Genomic DNA, 16,349 nt, shown 5'->3' with positions numbered 1-16,349 from the left:
CCGGCGTGCTGCCGGTGCCCGCCCTTCGCCGTGCCCGGTGCGGGATCCCGGGGTCTCTTTTGCGTGCTCGTACTGCCGTTCCCGCTTTTTGCCCGATCCTGCCGGCGTCGTGTTGCTTCGTTCCGAACGCTCGCCCTACGCCGGGCGTGAGACCTCGGCGACGGCTGCGGAGATCCGCTGCCGCACATGGTCGGGCAGCGGTGGCCCGTTGACCGAGTCGACGAGTTCCTCGGCGAGCCGGTGGAGCTTGGTGTTCGTGTGCTGCGAGACATCGACCAGCACACTCCAGGCCTCCTCGGGACTGAGGCCGAAAGAGGCCATCAGGACTCCGCGGGCCAGGTCGATGACAGGCCGGGTCGCCATGGCGCGCTTGAGCTGGACGACTTCGAGGCGCAGTTCCTCGGCCCCGTCGGACACCTCGTTCTCCTCCGTACGGTCGCGCGGCGCGGCGGAATGTTCGTGCCGGTCATGGACGATCTCCCCGTTGACGGGGGCGCGGGCGGGGGTGAACAGCGATGACGTGTCGGTCAGGGCGAGCAGCCGCTCGACCTCCGGGCTCGCGGTCCGGACAGTGACCGTCTTGCCGTCCGCCAGGGCGGTGTGGCGTACGCGCAGAAGGGCGTTGAGTCCGGAACAGTCGCAGAATCCGACCTCGGCCAGGTCGAGGTCCACACCTTCGGACGACCGGGCCAGTGCGAGACGAAGGGCACGTTGCATCGTCTGTTCCGTGTCGACGTCGATCTCTCCGGAGACTGTCACGACCGCCCGGTCCCCGGCCGGACGCGTCACGATCTGCAGGAAAGGTGGCGGGCCGACTCCCGCTGGGGCAGGCGACGTTGCACAGGCGGCGGGGCTGCCCGTGGGCGGAGCGGGAGGCTCGTGTTCCGGCATGGCAGTCGCTCCCGAAGCGTTCGTCCGTCCTCTCCTGGTACAAGTCTCGTCCGGCCCCTGAAACACGTCAAGAGATACATGAAACATATTTCGTGTCTTTGGATGCGCGAATACCAGGCCGTATGCTGGGGTGCATGGGTGGAGTAGCTGAGACGCACACAGGATGGACGTTCCTCACCAGTCATGCCCGGGTGCTTGCCGCCATCGCCGAGGACCACCGCACCCGCATCCGGGACATCGCCGCACGGTGCCGGCTCACCGAGCGGGCGGTGCAGAAGATCATTTCCGATCTGGAGGAAGCCGGCTATCTCACCCACACCCGGGAGGGGCGGACCAACGCGTACCGCATCGTCCCGGGGACCATCCTGCGGCATCCGGCCGAGGCCGGCATGACCGTCGAGGCGCTGCTTTCCGCCCTCGCGCAGCACGACGCGCAGCGTGACGGACAGCGCGACGGACAGCCACGTTCGCCCGGCTCGGTCTCGTCGTAGGTACGCGCCTGTTTCGGCACGTGCGGTGCGGGAAGCCGCAGAGATGAGTGCTTCGGACAGGAGGCACGTCCGTGGGAGCCGGTGTACGCCGGATCGCGGGTGTGTTTCGCCTGCTCAGTGCGTGCTCGCTCCCATGGGGACCGTCCGGTCGACATCCCCTGGAGGGAGTTGTGAGCACCATGGACTCAGTCACCAGGAAGCGCCATCCGCACGACGACGCACCGCGCACGGCCGCGGCCTTCGCACGTCTTTCGCACCTGTCGGACGGACCGGAACGGGACGCCCTGCGCGACGAGCTCGTCCAGGCCTGGCTGCCCATGGCGGAACGTATCGCCGGCCGCTACCGGGGGAAGGGCGAGCCCTTCGAGGACCTGCGCCAAGTGGCGGCGCTCGGTCTCGTCAAGGCCGTCGACGGCTACGACTCCGATCGCGGTCACGCTTTCGAGAGCTATGCCGTCCCGACCGTCACCGGCGAGATCAAGCGCCACTTCCGCGACCACATGTGGGCCCTGCATGTCCCACGGCGTATCCAGGAACTCCGCAACAAGGTGCGCGTCGCCCTGCAGGACCTGTCCGCGACGGGTGCGGAGCGGCGTCCGGGCATCGCCGAGATCGCCGCGTACACGCAACTGAGCGAGGAGGACGTACGGGCCGGTCTGGAGGCGCTGGACAGCTACGCCGCCCTCTCGCTCGACGCCGAGTCGCCGGGCGGTGACGCCACGGTGACGCTCGCCGACCTGCTGGGGGAGCGGGACGCGGGTTTCGACCTGGTCGTCGACCGGGAAGCGGTCAAACCGGCCCTGCGCACCCTGCCCGAGCGTGAACGCACGATCCTCTACCTGCGTTTCTTCCGAGGCATGACGCAGAGCCGCATAGCGGAGCAGCTCGGTGTCTCCCAGATGCACGTCTCCCGGCTGATCAGCAGCTCCTGCGCCACCGTGCGCGAGAAGGTGCTCGCCGACGCCGCCTAGTGCGCCGGGAGCCTGGGCCGGCCGCCCCTCGGGACTGCTCCCGGGGCGGCCGGTGGCGGGCTCACTGCCGAACCCTCCCGGGAGCGGTTGGGCAGTTGGCCGCCTCCTTCGGACTACCGGGCTGGGCCCGCTTCAAACAACCAGGGGGATGGCTGTCCGGTCCGGCAACAGTCCGAGGGGCACATGAAGGACACCGGCCTGTACGGGGTCGATGCCGAGACACGACCCGTTTTCCGGGCGGACCGCTCCAGCCGGCCGATCCTCGACCAGACCGCGGACAGGTGAACGACGATGGTCATGGCGCTGCTCGAACGACCCAGCCGGTTCAATGAGTTTGAAGCACGGCCTGCAAGATGTTCCTCACCCCACTGTGCGAGTCCCTGCACGAGCTGTTCGGGCACCTCTGTGGCCGGACCGTCGAGCACAGCGAAGAGATCCAGAACTGTCGGCGGGCTCACGACAGCAGCCGTCGCTCCTTGGCGACGGACACCGCCCCGGCACGTGTCTCCACCCCCAACTTGCCGTAGATCCGCCCGAGATGGGTCTTGACCGTCGCCTCGCTGATGAACAGGGCCCGGGCGATGTCCCGGTTGCCCAGGCCGCGGGCCAGCTGGCCGAGGATCTCCCGCTCGCGCTCGGACAGGGTGGGGTGCGGGTTGCGCATCCGGGCCATGAGGCGGTCGGCCACCGGCGCCGAGAGTGCCGTACGACCGGATGCGGCGCTGTGGATCGCCGTGAACAGTTCCTCGGGGCGTTCGGCCTTGAGGAGGTACCCCGTGGCGCCCGCCTCGACGGCGCGGGTGATGTCGGCGTCCGTGTCGAACATGGTGAGGACGAGGACGCGAGGGCCTCCGTCGGCGGTCAGTTCTCCGATGGCCGTCACTCCGTCCATGCCGTCGCCGAGTTGGAGGTCCATCAGCACCACGTCGGGACGGACCCGGGCGGTGAGAGCGAGGGCCTCCTCGCCGCTGCCGGCCTCGCCGACCACCTCGATGCCGTCGGCGCTGGACAGCAGCGCACGCAGCCCGGCCCGTACGACGGCGTGGTCGTCGCACAGCAACAGACGTACGGGTGCGGGTGTGGTCACGGGACGAGCTCCTCACGGGGATCACGGACGACGGGTACGGCGACCGACACGACCGTGCCCTCGCCGGAGGCGGACTCCACGCTCAGCGTGCCGCCCGACTGCCGGGCCCGGATCCGCATCGCGGGCAGACCGTGGCCGCGCGCCCGGCCGGGTGCGGAGACCGGGGGTGAAGTGGCGTCGAAACCGCGGCCGTTGTCGGCGATGTCCAGGGAGATCTGGTCGTCCAGCCAGGTCAGGGTCAGCGCGGCCCGGGTGGCGGCAGCGTGCTCGCGCACGTTGGCCAACGCGCCCTGGGCGATGCGCAGCAGGGCCGCCGCGGTCTGCTCGGGCAGCGGGCCCGGATCGCCGTCGAGCCGGAACTCCACCGCCAGGCCCGGACCGCTCTCCCGCTCGGCGAGCGCACCGAGCGCCGCCGGCAGGGAGTGCTCGACGAGGTCGGCCGGTGCCAGGTCGTGGACGAAGCGGCGCGCCTCGGCGAGACCCCGGGAGGTGATCTCGGCGGCCTTGAGGATGTGCCCGTGAGCCGCTTCCGGGTCCGTCCGCCACACCCGCTCGGCGGCCTGCAACAGCATCTGCTGGCTGGACAGGCCCTGTGCGAGGGTGTCGTGGATCTCCGTGGCCAGCCGCTGCCGTTCCGCCAGGACACCGGCCCGCCGCTCGGTGGCCGCGAGGTCGCGGCGGGTGCGCACCAGGTCGTCGATCAGGATCCGCTGGCGGACCGCCTGCCGCTGCAACTGCACCAGCACGGCGGTGGCGACCGCCGCGAGTGCCGGCGGGGCGACGACCATGTTGGGGTTGAGCGCGCCGTCGGCCACCCGTATCTCGGAGGCGACGACGAGTGCGGTGAGTACGGTCGCCAGTGGCACCGCGAACCGTGCCGGAAGCGCGTACAGGCCGCCGAACAACAGGGGCATCGCACACCAGGTGGCACTCGGCGCGAGGGCGAGCAGCACGGTCCAGACCGCGAATACCGAGGCCAGCCAGGCGAGATGACGCGCGGTGGGTGCCGAACCCGGGCGCGGCGCCGGTGCCAGGAACTGCCCCAGGACGTACAGCAGGCAGAAGGCCGCGTACAGCGCCAGGACCCAGTCGGTGCGTGCCCCGCCCTGGTCGCGGGTCAGGAAGCGTACGAACGAGGAACCGAGCAGCAGGAAGAACGCGGCGTGCACCACCGCGGGCAACAGCCGTTCGTCCGGACCGATGTGTCCCGTCCTCCGTCGTTTCCTCTCCCGTTCCGTGTGTCCCGTACTCCGTGGTCCGGTGTGTCCCATCCTCCGTGTCTAACGCGACGGACGGGGCCGCGCATCAACCGATCGGCTGACATCCGGATCACCCGAACCGCCCCCGGATCAGCGCCCCTTGACCGAGCCGGAGACCCCGCCGCCGCACCGAGGCTGGCATCAACACCCGCCACCCACCTCGGAGATCGGAAGGCGACGACCTCGTGCCCACCAAGAACCTCACCGCCAACCGCGCGGCCCTCGGCCACCGCATCGCCTACGCCCTGCGCCACCCCGACCGCGTCCCCCGCCATCTGGCCCGTGCCACCCGGGACGCCTGGCTGCGCCACCGCCACCCGGACCACGTCTCGTACTACCGCGCCGTGATGCGGTCCGACACCCGGGCCGACCCGGACGCGGCGGTCGGCAGCGCCAGCCGTGAACGCTGGCTCGCCCTGGGCGCGATGCAGTTCGACTACCTCCTTGGCCACGGTCTGCGCCCCGAGCACCGCATGCTGGAGATCGGCTGCGGAAACCTGCGCGGCGGCTGGCGCTTCATCCGTCACCTCGACCCCGGGCACTACTACGGCATCGACATCTCGCCCGACATCCTGGCCGCGGCACAGGACACGCTCGTAGAGATGGGCCTGCAGAAACAACTCCCCGTCCTCACCCCCGTACATGACCTGACCCTGCGCTTCCTGCCCGACGCGCACTTCGACGTCGTCCACGCGCACAGCGTGTTCTCGCACTCCCCGCTGCCGGTCATCGAGGAATGCCTCGCCAACGTCGGCCGTGTTCTGGCACCGGGCGGCTGGTTCGACTTCACCTTCGACCGCACGGAGGGCGAGGAACACCACGTGCTGCGCGAGGACTTCTACTACCGCACCGAGACCCTGGTCGCGCTGGCCGACCGGCACGGCCTGAAGGCCCGCTTCATGGAGGACTGGGAACAGCTTCCGCACGGTCAGTCGAAGCTCCGGGTGACTCACTGAGGCCCTGCACCTCAGCGGTCCGCTTCCGCAGGGGCGATCGACTCACGCTGGGCGGTCCGCGCGACGCGTGAGAGGAGGGTGCGCAGTCGGTCGGCGTCCTGGTCGCTCTGGTCGCTCGGATCGGCGAGGAGTCGTGCTCAGGCGGCGGACAGACCGCGTCGTACCTGGCCCCGTTCCTGCTGGTCGGAGCGCCGGGGACCGGCGTGGCCGCGCGCCGGCGGGGACCGATCGTGCTGGTCGGCGCGGGTGCGGCCCGTACGCCCGCTCCGGTCGGCGCGGTCTGCGGCGCCTCCAGGCGGGTGCGGAGATCCTGACCCGTTACTGGGCCACTGATTTCGGCCTGTCGGGCGCGCGGGTCACCTCCGTGTCGCCGGACCCTGTTCACACCGGAGGCGCTTCGGCGATGCCCGGCGAGCGTGCCGCGCTCCGGGACAGGACCAACGTGCCGGCCGGGCGGGCGACCCGAGTGAGATCGCCGACATCGTGTCGTTCCTGGCCGGCCCGGCCAGCAGTTACGTCAACGGATCCATCCTGTTCGCCGACGGCGGCGAACTAGCGTGATGCCCGGCTGAGCGGACCGTCCACGCGTCCTCACGCCGCGGTCCGGCGGTCGTCGCGGTCGGCCCGGGCCGCGGTGATCAGGGCGTCGAGCGAGTCGCGGGTGCGCAGCAACTCCGTGATGTGGGCGGAGAGTCGGTCGCGCTCCTGGGCCATGCGTTCCAGTGCGGCGGCGGAGTTCTCGTCGCTGGGCGCGTCGCGGCACGGCATCAGTTCCATGATGGTGCGACTGGACAGCCCGGCCACGTACAGGCGCTGGATGAAGTCGACCCGCTCGATGTCGTGCTCCGTGAAGTGGCGCTGCCCGCCGCCGCTGCGGGTGCTGACGAGCAGTCCCTGCTCCTCGTAGTAGCGCAGTGAGCGGACACTCACTCCGGTGCGCGCCGCGAGTTCGCCGATCCGCATCTCAACTCTCCTGACGGTGACCCGGGTTCGGGACTTGCAGCTCACATTGATGTCAGGTTTTAGCGTACCGGTCGGGCCCGCTCTCCCCGGGCCTTCGATACGGAACGTACGAAGGAGTCCCCGCATGACCACGCTGTTCGACCGTCACCGCCTCGGCGGTCTGGAGCTGCCCAACCGGCTGGTGATGGCCCCGATGACCCGGGGACGGGCCGCGGCCGGGAGCCTCGCGACATCGTCCATGGCGGTCTACTACGCCCAGCGGGCCAGCGCCGGACTGATCGTCACCGAGGGGGTGCAACCCAGTCTGGTCGGGCAGTCCAACCCGGGCACCCCGGGTCTGTACACCGACGAACAGGTGGCCTCTTGGCGGCCCGTCACCGACGCCGTGCACGCCAACGGCGGGCGGATCTTCGCCCAGATCATGCACGGCGGCCGGGTCTCGCACCCCGACACCACCGGCCTGACGCCGGTCGGACCCTCCGCCGTCGCCGCGACCGGCGAGGTGTTCACCCCGACGGGGCCGCAAGCCGCGCCGGTGCCGCGCGCCCTGGGCCTTGCCGAGGTGCCCGACCACGCGCGCTCGTACGCCGAAGCCGCCCGGCACGGGATCGACGCCGGCTTCGACGGCGTCGAACTGCACGGCGCGAACGGCTACTTGATCTCACAGTTCCTGTCGTCCAACGCCAACCTGCGCACCGATTCCTACGGCGGCCCGGTCGCCCACCGCATCCGCTTCGCCGTCGAGGCGGTCGCCGCCACGGTCGACGCCGTGGGTGCGGCCCGCACCGCGATCAGGCTGTCCCCCGGCGGCACCTTCTGGGGCGTCGAGGAGAGGGAAGTGCCGGAACTGTACGCGGCTCTGCTCGCCGAACTCGCCCGCTTCGACCTCGCCTACGTCCACCTGGAGGCGACCGCCGAGGAGGAGGTGCTGGTCGGGCTGCGCCACGCGTGGCCGGGGAACCTGGTCGTCAACCCGGTGCTCCCGATGGGCCCCAAGCAGACCGACCGCGCCGCCGCCGACCACTGGCTCGCCCTGGGCGCGGACCTGATCAGCTTCGGCCGCGCCTTCCTCGCCAACCCCGACCTCGTCGAACGCCTCCGCACCGGCCTGCCGCTCGCGCCCGCCGACCCGGCCACGTACTACCAGGGCGGCGACACGGGCTATCTCACCTACCCCGCCTACCAGTACGTCGCCTGACCGCACACGATGGACGGGGAACACCGATGAACACGCCGAACACGCTCCAGGACGAAGTCCGGACGACCGTCATCATCGCCGGGCGGGTCTTGGTCCCGGCCGAGGACGTCGAGACGTTCGTCGCCGAGGCGCGGGCGACGTCGTATCCTCTCGCCGCCGCGAACCCGGGGAACGTGATGATCTCGTTCTGTGTCGAGGACGCGGCGACCGGAAGTGTCACCGTGCTCGAACAGTGGGCGTCCCAGGAAGCCCTCGACCGGCATGTGGGCACCCCGGAGATCACGGCCCTCCTCGCCAAGTGGGGCCCGCGCATACGCAACGAGGTACGCAGATTCGACGCCGGCGAGCAGGATCCCCGGGCCTGAGCCGCCTTCGGCGACGGGCGCAACCCGCTCCCGTCGAACCCTGAGTCCGGCACGACCCGGGTTCGGGCCGTGCCGGGCATTACCGGCGATACCGGCGCCCCCGCGATCCGGTCGCGCCGGTCTCGTCCTCCGGTTCCAGGGTTTCCTGGTGCGCGGGCCACGCCGGGGCGGCGGCGTCAGCGGCCTTCGTGCAGCCGTGACCTCCGTGCCACCAGGAAGACCAGCGTGCCGCCCGCCACCAGCAGGACGGCGATGCCCGCCCGCAGCAGGGATCCGTCGGTGCCCGTGGCGGCGAGGCCGCCGCCGGTCGTCGCCCCGCTGCTGGTTCCCGCCCCGGAGCCGGACGGGCTCGCGGTGGCGGTGGCCGTGGCCGACGGGGACGCGGAGGCGCTGGGCGACGGGCTGGACGTCGCCGAGCCGGTGGCCATCACCGTGATCGCCGCGGTGTCGTTCGCCGTGTCGTCGTCACGGTTGGGGTACTCGGAGTTCTCCACCGCCCGCACGCTGCCCCGCGCGCCGGGGACGACCCGGTCGATGCGCACCGTGAACTCCTGGGTCACGGAGTCGCCCGGCTTGAAGTCCGTGCTGGCGATGTCGCAGGTGTAGCTCTTCGCGCCGGCCTTGCGCGGTGTGCAGTTCCACAGCGGTCCGGGGTCGCCCTGCTCGTCGGGGCCCGGGACGCCGGTGATGGTGGTGCCGGCGGGCGGGGTCACCACGAACGTGCCGGAGTTGTCGGCGTCCATCCACCGGAAGTTCATCCAGCCCGGCCCGTTGTTCCGCACGCCCAGGGTGATGCTCACCGTCTCGCCGACCTTGCCCTGGACCGTGTCGCCGAGCGCCTGGTAGTCGGCGTGCTGGGTGGTGGCGAAGGTGCCGTACCCGGAGCCGGTGAATCCGGAGCCGGAGGCGAGGGACTTCAGGCCGAGCGGCGCGCCGGTGCCGGTCCCGGGGAAGTCGGACGGGTCGAAGGAATCGGGCGCGGTGCCGCCGACCGGCCACACGACGTAGGTGTCGTAGCCGTACATCGTGTCCTTGGCGGCGGTGTAGCGCAGCGGCGCGTCCGTCTCGTAGGCCGCGCCGGGCGCGACCGGGGTGTCGAACCGGCACCAGGCGCCGGCCTCGGGCCGGTCCGCGTAGTGACAGTTGGAGTGGTCACGGGCGAGAGAGACGCCTTCGGAGTCCTGCACCAGCAGCATGACGCTCTTGTCCGCGGGGGCTGCGCCGGTGTTGGTGAAGGCCGGGGTGCGCTCGAAGACGGCGCCGGGCGCGATGTCCTTCAGCGACGGGTAGGACCGGGCGACGAGCTTCGGCCCGCCGACCAGGACATCCGTCTTCCCCGTCACGGTGGCCGCGTCGGAGGCGGTGGCGGTGTAGGTGATGGCACCGGTGTCGCCCGCCTTGGCGGCCGCGGTGGGCTTCAGGAAGAACGGGTCGCTCGACTCCTTGCCCGACAGCGGGCCCACGTCGCACCTCACCTTCAGGGTGCCGGTGCTCACGCAGTCCCCCGTGACCACCATCGTCGCCTTCCCGGCGAGGGACGAGGCGTCGACCGTGACCGAGACGTCATGGGCGTCCCCGCCCGAGGCGGTGATGCCGAGGTGCAGGTTCGGGCCTTCTCCCGCGGTGGGGAGGTAGTAGTTCTCCTGGGTGTCCAGGACGAGCGTCGTCGCGGCGGCATGTGCGGCCGGGGTCGTGACCGCCATGGCGGCGGCCACGAAAGCGGCGGCCGCCGCTGTTCGCCATCTTCTGCTTGTCGTCAGCACGCTACGTGGACACGTCAGAACACCGGAAGGTTGCGCGCGGGTGGCCGCCGGCTGACGTTCGGGTGCTCAGGGATCCTCCCGTGGAGCACCCGAAGCGCCGTCGCCCGGGCTGCGGTTCCGCTGCCGGACATGGGGTGCCGCACGCCGAGGGGATTGACACAGCAGTAGATTGAAATGTGGTGTTGTGTCCTGGCGGGGTGCGCATCGAGACGGCCTGCACGGCCGGCTTAGGGAAGTGATCCCGGTGACCGATGATTGGGGCGACCCGGGCCTGGTCACGGCGCGGGCCCGCGAGCGGTTGCTGTCCGGCGAGGTCGTCCTGGGGGGCCCGCGCGGTGCCATCCTGAGCTCGTGGCAGCGGTGTCAGCTGCTGGCCGTCAACCCCGACGGATGGGCCCCGCCCTACGAGGCCGACCTGGACCTGGACGACGCCTTGGTCCACGCGGCCGGGCCGACGCTCGACTGGCTGCAGTCCCGGATCACCGGCACCCGGGCACGTGTCTCACTGGCGGACAGCCGGGGGAGGAAACTTCTGCGCCGCGTCGGCGAGCCGTCCCTGGCAGGCCGTCTCGACGCCGTCTCGGACGCCCCCGGGTTCTGTTTCGCCGAACACACGGTCGGCACCAACGCCATCGGCCTGGCACTGGTCGAACGGCGTCCCTGCCGCGTCTTGGGCGCGGAGCACTTCACCGAGCACATCCAGCGCGACGCCTGCGTGAGCGTGCCGATCCGCAACCCGCTCGACGGGCACCTGGAAGGGGTCATCGACTTCGCGTGCGACGTGGCCGATATCACCCCGGAGGTCGAGTACCTCATGTACGAGGCGGGTCACGCGATCGAACGGCGGATCCTGGAGCAGGCGAGCGAACGCGAACGTGCCCTGCTGCGGACGTATGTGGCAGCCGAACGGCGGGTGCACGCACTGGCCCACTCCGCGGGAACGGCGGTGGCCCCTGGCGCGCCGACCGGCGGCGGGGGAGGGCACGAGCCCCCGCCGATCCTGCGGGAGAAGGCCGCCGAGCTCGTCGGGGCGGGCCGCCGGGCCGCCCTGGAAGTGCCGCTGGGACACGGTCTGACCGCCACGCTGCTGTGCAGACCGCTGGTGACCCCCTCCGGGGTGGCCGGGTTCGCCGTGGAGGCCCTCTATCCGGAAGGCCCCCTCCAGCGCGTCACGTCCGGTACGCCGGACACCGCTGGAGCGGGGCAGCCCGGCGGTCCGCGGCGGGCGAGCGCCGACACCGCACCGGGACCGCGGCAGCGCCGTCCGGACCCGGCGTCGTACCCGATGGCCGGTACATCCGGCATACCCGACGCCAGCGGGTCGGCTGCTGCCCGCCGCACCACGGGCGTACAGCTGATCAGCGTGGGAGAACAGGGAATCGGCCGCCTCGCGGTGGCGTCGCGGCGACGCCTCAGGCTGTTGATCGAGGCCGCCGCGCGCATCGGCACCACCCTCGACGTGACGCGTACCGCGGAGGAACTCGTCCGGGCTGCCGTGCCCGAACTCGCCGACCTGGCCATGGTGGACCTGGCGGAGCCCGTCCTGCGCGGGGAGGAGCCGGACAGCGCGATCGGGGCCGGCACCCTGCTGCGCCGCACCGCCCTGCACGGGTTCCACGAAGGACTCTCCCTGTACCCGGTGGGTCATGTGGCCGGCTTCCTGGCCACCACTCCGCAGGCACGCTGTCTGGCCGCCGGCCGAGCCGTACTGGAGGCCGACCTGCGCGCCGCCCCGGGCTGGAAGGCGCAGGATCCCGAGCGCGTCGAGCGGATCCTCGCCCGGGGGATCCACTCGCTGATCACCGTTCCGCTGATCGCCCGGGGCGTCACCCTGGGCGTGGCCAGCTTCTACCGGCGGACCCAGCCGGAACCGTACGAGGAGGACGACGCGGCCCTGGCCTCGGAGCTCGCCACGCGTGCCGCGCTGTGCCTCGACAACGCCCGCCGCTACACCCGCGAACGTGCCACCGCGCTCACCCTGCAGCGCAGCCTCCTGCCCCGTGACCTTCCCGAACAGAGCGCGGTCGAGGTCGCCCACCGCTATCTGCCCGCCCAGGCCGATGTGGGCGGCGACTGGTTCGACGTCATCCCGCTGTCCGGGGCCCGTGTCGCCCTCGTCGTGGGTGACGTCGTCGGCCACGGCCTGCACGCCGCGGTCACCATGGGTCGACTGCGCACCGCGGTCCACAGCTTCGCCACCCTCGACCTCGCCCCGGACGAACTCCTCGCCCGCCTCGACGACCTCGTCATCGACTTCGACCGGAGCCGCACGGGCGGACCGGACGACGCCGAGATCATCGGTGCCACCTGCCTGTACGCCGTCTACGACCCGGTCTCCCAGTCCTGCACGCTGGCCCGCGCTGCCCATCCGCCGCCCGTAGTGGTGCACCCCGACGGCACGGTGGAAACCCCCGACCTGCCCGCCGGTCCGCCCCTCGGCCTGGGCGGACTGCCCTTCGAAACAGGCGAGTTGCACCTCCCCGAGGGCAGTCGGCTCGTGCTCTACAGCGACGGGCTCATCGAGGACCGCGACCGGGACGTCGACGACAGCCTCGCCCTCCTGCACCGGGCGCTGGCCCGCCCCGACCGGACCCCGGAACAGACGTGCCGGGCCGTCCTGGACGCGCTCCCCACCCCGCACAGCAGCGACGACGTCACCCTGCTCGTCGCCCGCACCCGCGCGCTTCCGCCCGCGAACATCGCGCGCTGGGACGTACCGGCCGATCCCGCCGCCGTCTCCGACATCCGCGCCGCAGCCCTGCGCCGACTGTCCGAGTGGGGACTCGACGAAGCCGCCTTCACCACCGAACTCGTCCTCAGCGAACTGGTCTCCAACGCCATCCGGCACGCCAAGGGCCCCATCCAGGTGCGGCTCCTCCGCGACCGCACGCTGATCTGCGAGGTCTACGACGGCAGCAGCACCGCACCCCACCTGCGCCATGCCGCCGACACCGACGAGGGCGGGCGCGGTCTGTTCCTGGTCGCTCAGCTTGCCGACCGCTGGGGCACTCGCTACACCGCCCACGGCAAGGTCATCTGGGCCTCGCAGCCCCTCGGCCGAGACGTCTGATACGTCCGACACGACCGAAGACGGCCGACGCGGCTGACATATACGTGCTCGCGGCAGTTGTCCGAATCGAAACATCCGCTCGGCGGCCTCTGGGGTGATGGCGGTCCGCGATCGCCCAGGCCAACGGCACCGCGTACGGGCTGGGTGCCGGCATCTTCACCAGCGACGTCAGCGGCGTGGTCCGCGCGATCCGGGAGAAGGAAGCTCCCCGTGAGTGTGTCCCGTCCCGAACCCACCACACGGCTGACCGTGGCCCGGGCCGTCGTCTCCTGTCTCTCCCACCAGTACAGCGACGCCGACTGTGAACGGCGGCGGCTGATCCCGGCCACCTGCGGCATCTTCGGCCACGGCAACGTCGCGGGACTCGGGCAGGCGCTCGACCAGTTCTCGGACCGGATGCCGTTCGTCCAGGGCCGCAACGAACAGGCCCTCGTCCACCTGGCCACCGGCTACGCCAAGCACGCCCGGCGCCACGCCACCCTCGCCATCACCGCCTCGATCCCCCCCCGTGACAGATGCCTCGCCCGACTGACCGCCGGGGCGTCGTCCGGGTCGTTGCCGCTGGTCGTACGTCCCCCTCATGGTTCCGTAAGCCGGAGCCACTACACTCGCCTCCCCTGACCGCTCACGCGTGCGCGGTCGGCTCCCGCTACCGCGGGCATTCATTCATCGGGGGAGACCCATGCGGGATCCAGGAGTGTCAGGGCCGGACATCGGCACGGCTTTCGAGCGCCTCCTGGGCCGGGCGCTGGATTCCGGGCGGGTCAGGGAGGCGCTGGGCCGCTCCTGCGGGAAGCTCGACCGCGAGTGCCTGCGGACGCGCGCGCTCCGGGAGCGCGTCGCGATCGCCGAGGCGGCCGCGGCCGAGTACCGCGAGTATGTGGAGGCCGGCGGCCGGCAGGACGCCCGTGGGGACTCCGGAGCCCCGGCCGCGGCCGGGAAGCGGGGCGGTGGCTGGCTGATGGCCGCACTCGTCTTCGTGGCCGTCGTCGCCGTCGCGTTGCTGGCACTCGGATTCGCGCTGCGGGCCTTTGTCGGGAGGCCCTACGTCGGCGACGGCGTGATGACGGCGGGGGTGCTCATCGGCGCCGTGGCCGCCGGCGCGATCGTGGGCGACCTCGTCTGGTCGTGGAAGGCGTCGGCCCGCGACCGCCAGGGCGCGGACGACGTGTCGTCCGGCGAGGGAACGGCCGAGGGCGGCTGGATACAGGAGGAGTGGGAACTCGCCCTGCTGGAATGGGGACTGGTGCCGTTCCTGCTCGACTGCATCGAGGAGCCGGGACTGCTCGAACAGGACAACCGGCCCGCGCGCTGACTCCTGCGGGCCGGTCGGTGCGTCAGGGGCTCGCGGCGCTGGACGGGTTCGTATCCGGTGTGTCCGCCGAGCTGTGGTCGGGGGAGAACAGCGCCACGCCGACCAGCAGCGCCCCGAGGAAGATCAGTACGGCGGCGACGGTGACCACCGTCCGCGAGGTCCGCGACGTCTGCGACCGGCGTCCGGCGGTGGCGCGGCCCCCCTCGCGCGGCCGGCGCCGCGTCCGGTGGGCGGGAGCGGCGGTGGCGGAGGTCGGGAAGGCGTACGTGGTCACGGAACCGGAAGCCGTGTTCGTCCTGGGCTCACCGAGCGTCTCCCTGGGGGTCGCACGGGGCGTCGGCCGGGGAGGCGGTGCGGCTGCGGGCAGGGGCTCGGGATGTCCTTTCCAGGCGCCGCTGGCGAACCAGTTGGCCGCCTGACCCGCCGTGGGGCGGTCCTCGGGCCGCTTGGCGAGCAGCCCGAGCAGGTAGTTCTCGAAGGCGGGCGGCAGTCCGACGCCCAGCTCCCGTGGTGGTACGGGGGCCGTGTCGAGGTGGTGGTGGAGGACGGCGATGGCGCTGCCGGCGCGGAACGGGGTTTGCCCGGTGAGGAGTTGGTAGAGCACGCAGCCCAGCGAGTAGACGTCGGACGGCGGCCCGGCGGGCTTGCCGAGGGCACGCTCGGGGGCGATGTACAGGCTCGTCCCGACGATCTGGCCGGTCGCGGTGAGCGCGCCACCGGGGTCGTTCATGAACTGCGCGATCCCGAAGTCGGCGATCTTCACGGATCCGTCGGCGTCGAGGAGCAGGTTGCCGGGCTTGATGTCCCGGTGCACGATGCCCTGTTCGTGCGCGGCGGCCATCCCGGCGGCCGAGTGGGCGGCGATACGGGCCACCTGCTCGGCCGGCAGGGATCCCGCCTGGGCGAGCACATGGGAGAGGCTGTCGCCCTGGACCAGTTCCATCACCAGGAACAGCCGGCCCTCCTGCTCGCCGAAGTCGAGGACTCCGACCACATGGGGGTGGCTGAGCCGGCCCGCCGTCTGCGCCTCCAGCCGGAAGCGGGCGGCGGCGGTGGGTTCCGAGTTCTGGGCGTGCAGGAGTTTGACGGCCACGGGTCTGCCGCCCACCTCGTCGTACGCCTGCCAGACCTCGCCCATCGCGCCGCGTCCGATGGCGACGTGCAGCCGGTACCGGCCCGCTATCAGCACCTGTTGTTTCATCCTCACGCAGTGAGACCGACTTGAACCGCTGCGGCTCATGTCCCTTTGCAGGAACGGGTGTTGGTGGGGAGGCCGCGGCTTCCCTACCCTACTGGCGGGTCGGGGGTGTTCGCCCACGATCGGGGATCGGCGGTCGGACCGACCGGGCCGGGCCGGGTCTCGGGGGCGGCTGACGGCATGTACCGCATGTACTTGTGCGCTGGAGGGCGGGTACACCCTGACCCTGGTGCGGGGAGTCTCGCCCGCGGAACTGATCGAGCGACATCACCTCGGTGTGGATGAGAATGTCAGGTGGCCGTGATTTCGAAGGGAAATGACGGCTGATAAGGTCTGGATTTATGAGCGGAAACATATATGTGGGGAATGCGGGCAAGGATGCTCCACTGGACAGCGGATGGCTTCTCGGTCATTTCAAGGCCGCCGACGACCCTCGCCACACCGACGCTGTGGAGGTCAAATGGGGAATTCATCCACAGGGGGACGAACGGCCGGAATGGGTGAGAGGTGACGAGCGGACCGCTCTTCTCGTGCTCGTCAGCGGCCGGTTCCGGGTGGAATTCCCGGAGCGCAGCGTTCTTCTGGAGCAGCAGGGGGATTACGTCGTGTGGGGTCCCGGAGTGGACCATTCCTGGTTCGCGGAAGAGGAATCCGTGCTGGTTACGGTTCGGTGGCCGTCCGTAGCCGGTTATGCGGTGACACGGGAATAGTGAAGGGGAATGGCCGTCGTCCGGGGTCCGGGGCTCATCAGGCGGCGGGCTCGGGAGCCGGGTTGCCGTAGTAGGCGTCGGGTCCGTGTTTGCGGGTGTAGTGGCGGGTCAG

At 71.2% G+C, this 16,349-nt stretch carries 15 protein-coding genes and 1 pseudogene; 10 read left to right on the top strand and 6 right to left on the bottom strand.

Annotated elements, in window-relative coordinates; all coding sequences use genetic code 11:
- Window positions 1-135 precede the first annotated feature (135 nt).
- Complete coding sequence (locus tag ACWDEW_RS48315; RefSeq protein ID WP_450522670.1) at window positions 136-759, bottom strand: ANTAR domain-containing protein; 624 nt, start codon at window positions 757-759, stop codon at window positions 136-138.
- A gap of 266 nt (window positions 760-1,025) precedes the next feature.
- On the opposite strand from ACWDEW_RS48315, the gene ACWDEW_RS48310 reads away from it, so the two are divergent.
- Both ACWDEW_RS48310 and ACWDEW_RS48305 read left to right on the top strand, forming a co-directional pair.
- Complete coding sequence (locus ACWDEW_RS48310) at window positions 1,026-1,382, top strand: helix-turn-helix transcriptional regulator (protein ID WP_450522669.1); 357 nt, start codon at window positions 1,026-1,028, stop codon at window positions 1,380-1,382.
- A 179-nt stretch (window positions 1,383-1,561) separates the two neighbouring features.
- Entirely contained in the window at window positions 1,562-2,353 is a 792-nt protein-coding gene (locus ACWDEW_RS48305; RefSeq protein ID WP_450522667.1) for a SigB/SigF/SigG family RNA polymerase sigma factor, read from the top strand.
- A 454-nt stretch (window positions 2,354-2,807) separates the two neighbouring features.
- Here the strand turns inward: ACWDEW_RS48305 and ACWDEW_RS48300 are convergent, their stop codons facing one another.
- Window positions 2,808-3,440 carry a response regulator gene (locus tag ACWDEW_RS48300; protein WP_450522665.1) on the bottom strand — a complete coding sequence of 211 codons (633 nt, stop codon included), beginning with the start codon at window positions 3,438-3,440 and terminating at the stop codon, window positions 2,808-2,810.
- Window positions 3,437-4,621, bottom strand: a complete 1,185-nt coding sequence (locus ACWDEW_RS48295; protein ID WP_450522663.1) for a sensor histidine kinase — start codon at window positions 4,619-4,621, stop codon at window positions 3,437-3,439. The genes ACWDEW_RS48300 and ACWDEW_RS48295 overlap by 4 nt, the downstream gene beginning before the upstream one ends.
- Window positions 4,622-4,884: 263 nt before the next feature.
- Here ACWDEW_RS48295 and ACWDEW_RS48290 point away from each other — a divergent pair, with 263 nt between their 5' ends.
- A complete protein-coding gene (locus ACWDEW_RS48290) occupies window positions 4,885-5,655 on the top strand; it encodes a class I SAM-dependent methyltransferase (protein ID WP_450522661.1) in 771 nt (256 codons plus the stop codon).
- Window positions 5,656-5,722: 67 nt separating this feature from the next.
- A pseudogene (locus ACWDEW_RS48285) lies at window positions 5,723-6,216 on the top strand (SDR family oxidoreductase).
- A 30-nt stretch (window positions 6,217-6,246) separates the two neighbouring features.
- On the opposite strand, the gene ACWDEW_RS48280 reads toward ACWDEW_RS48285, so the two are convergent.
- Window positions 6,247-6,618: a MerR family transcriptional regulator gene (locus tag ACWDEW_RS48280; protein ID WP_450522659.1), complete on the bottom strand. Its 372-nt coding sequence runs from the start codon at window positions 6,616-6,618 to the stop codon at window positions 6,247-6,249.
- A gap of 124 nt (window positions 6,619-6,742) precedes the next feature.
- On the opposite strand from ACWDEW_RS48280, the gene ACWDEW_RS48275 reads away from it, so the two are divergent.
- Together ACWDEW_RS48275 and ACWDEW_RS48270 are read left to right on the top strand one after the other, a co-directional pair.
- Window positions 6,743-7,816 carry an alkene reductase gene (locus ACWDEW_RS48275; RefSeq protein WP_450522657.1) on the top strand — a complete coding sequence of 358 codons (1,074 nt, stop codon included), beginning with the start codon at window positions 6,743-6,745 and terminating at the stop codon, window positions 7,814-7,816.
- 26 nt (window positions 7,817-7,842) lie between these two features.
- On the top strand, window positions 7,843-8,181 hold the full coding sequence (locus ACWDEW_RS48270; protein WP_450522655.1) for a putative quinol monooxygenase: 339 nt from the start codon (window positions 7,843-7,845) through the stop codon (window positions 8,179-8,181).
- 176 nt (window positions 8,182-8,357) lie between these two features.
- Here ACWDEW_RS48270 and ACWDEW_RS48265 read toward each other — a convergent pair whose 3' ends face one another.
- Window positions 8,358-9,884, bottom strand: a complete 1,527-nt coding sequence (locus ACWDEW_RS48265; protein ID WP_450522653.1) for a hypothetical protein — start codon at window positions 9,882-9,884, stop codon at window positions 8,358-8,360.
- A 295-nt stretch (window positions 9,885-10,179) separates the two neighbouring features.
- On the opposite strand from ACWDEW_RS48265, the gene ACWDEW_RS48260 reads away from it, so the two are divergent.
- The 3 genes from ACWDEW_RS48260 to ACWDEW_RS48250 all read left to right on the top strand — a co-directional run bounded on the left by ACWDEW_RS48260 (window position 10,180) and on the right by ACWDEW_RS48250 (window position 14,329).
- Entirely contained in the window at window positions 10,180-13,014 is a 2,835-nt protein-coding gene (locus tag ACWDEW_RS48260; RefSeq protein ID WP_450522651.1) for a SpoIIE family protein phosphatase, read from the top strand.
- Window positions 13,015-13,224: 210 nt separating this feature from the next.
- Window positions 13,225-13,635 carry a hypothetical protein gene (locus tag ACWDEW_RS48255; RefSeq protein ID WP_450522649.1) on the top strand — a complete coding sequence of 137 codons (411 nt, stop codon included), beginning with the start codon at window positions 13,225-13,227 and terminating at the stop codon, window positions 13,633-13,635.
- 61 nt (window positions 13,636-13,696) lie between these two features.
- Window positions 13,697-14,329: a hypothetical protein gene (locus ACWDEW_RS48250; RefSeq protein ID WP_450522647.1), complete on the top strand. Its 633-nt coding sequence runs from the start codon at window positions 13,697-13,699 to the stop codon at window positions 14,327-14,329.
- Between the two features lie 22 nt (window positions 14,330-14,351).
- Here the strand turns inward: ACWDEW_RS48250 and ACWDEW_RS48245 are convergent, their stop codons facing one another.
- Window positions 14,352-15,518 carry a serine/threonine-protein kinase gene (locus tag ACWDEW_RS48245; RefSeq protein ID WP_450522672.1) on the bottom strand — a complete coding sequence of 389 codons (1,167 nt, stop codon included), beginning with the start codon at window positions 15,516-15,518 and terminating at the stop codon, window positions 14,352-14,354.
- 350 nt (window positions 15,519-15,868) lie between these two features.
- On the opposite strand from ACWDEW_RS48245, the gene ACWDEW_RS48240 reads away from it, so the two are divergent.
- Entirely contained in the window at window positions 15,869-16,237 is a 369-nt protein-coding gene (locus ACWDEW_RS48240; RefSeq protein WP_450522645.1) for a signal peptidase I, read from the top strand.
- Window positions 16,238-16,349: the final 112 nt, after the last annotated feature.

It is taken from the genome of Streptomyces sp. NPDC001100 (assembly GCF_053598575.1).
The sequence above is the reverse complement of the archived record's forward strand: the minus strand, read 5'-3'. Positions and strand labels throughout refer to the sequence as shown.

Bases quoted from the DNA above. Each gene is read 5' to 3' on its own strand.
- ACWDEW_RS48310 (WP_450522669.1), top strand. From the start codon at position 1,026: ATGGGTGGAGTAGCTGAGACGCACACAGGATGGACGTTCCTCACCAGT.
- ACWDEW_RS48305 (WP_450522667.1), top strand. From the start codon at position 1,562: ATGGACTCAGTCACCAGGAAGCGCCATCCGCACGACGACGCACCGCGC.
- ACWDEW_RS48280 (WP_450522659.1), bottom strand. From the start codon at position 6,618: ATGCGGATCGGCGAACTCGCGGCGCGCACCGGAGTGAGTGTCCGCTCA.
- ACWDEW_RS48275 (WP_450522657.1), top strand. From the start codon at position 6,743: ATGACCACGCTGTTCGACCGTCACCGCCTCGGCGGTCTGGAGCTGCCC.
- ACWDEW_RS48270 (WP_450522655.1), top strand. From the start codon at position 7,843: ATGAACACGCCGAACACGCTCCAGGACGAAGTCCGGACGACCGTCATC.
- ACWDEW_RS48265 (WP_450522653.1), bottom strand. From the start codon at position 9,884: ATGGCGGTCACGACCCCGGCCGCACATGCCGCCGCGACGACGCTCGTC.
- ACWDEW_RS48250 (WP_450522647.1), top strand. From the start codon at position 13,697: ATGCGGGATCCAGGAGTGTCAGGGCCGGACATCGGCACGGCTTTCGAG.
- ACWDEW_RS48240 (WP_450522645.1), top strand. From the start codon at position 15,869: ATGAGCGGAAACATATATGTGGGGAATGCGGGCAAGGATGCTCCACTG.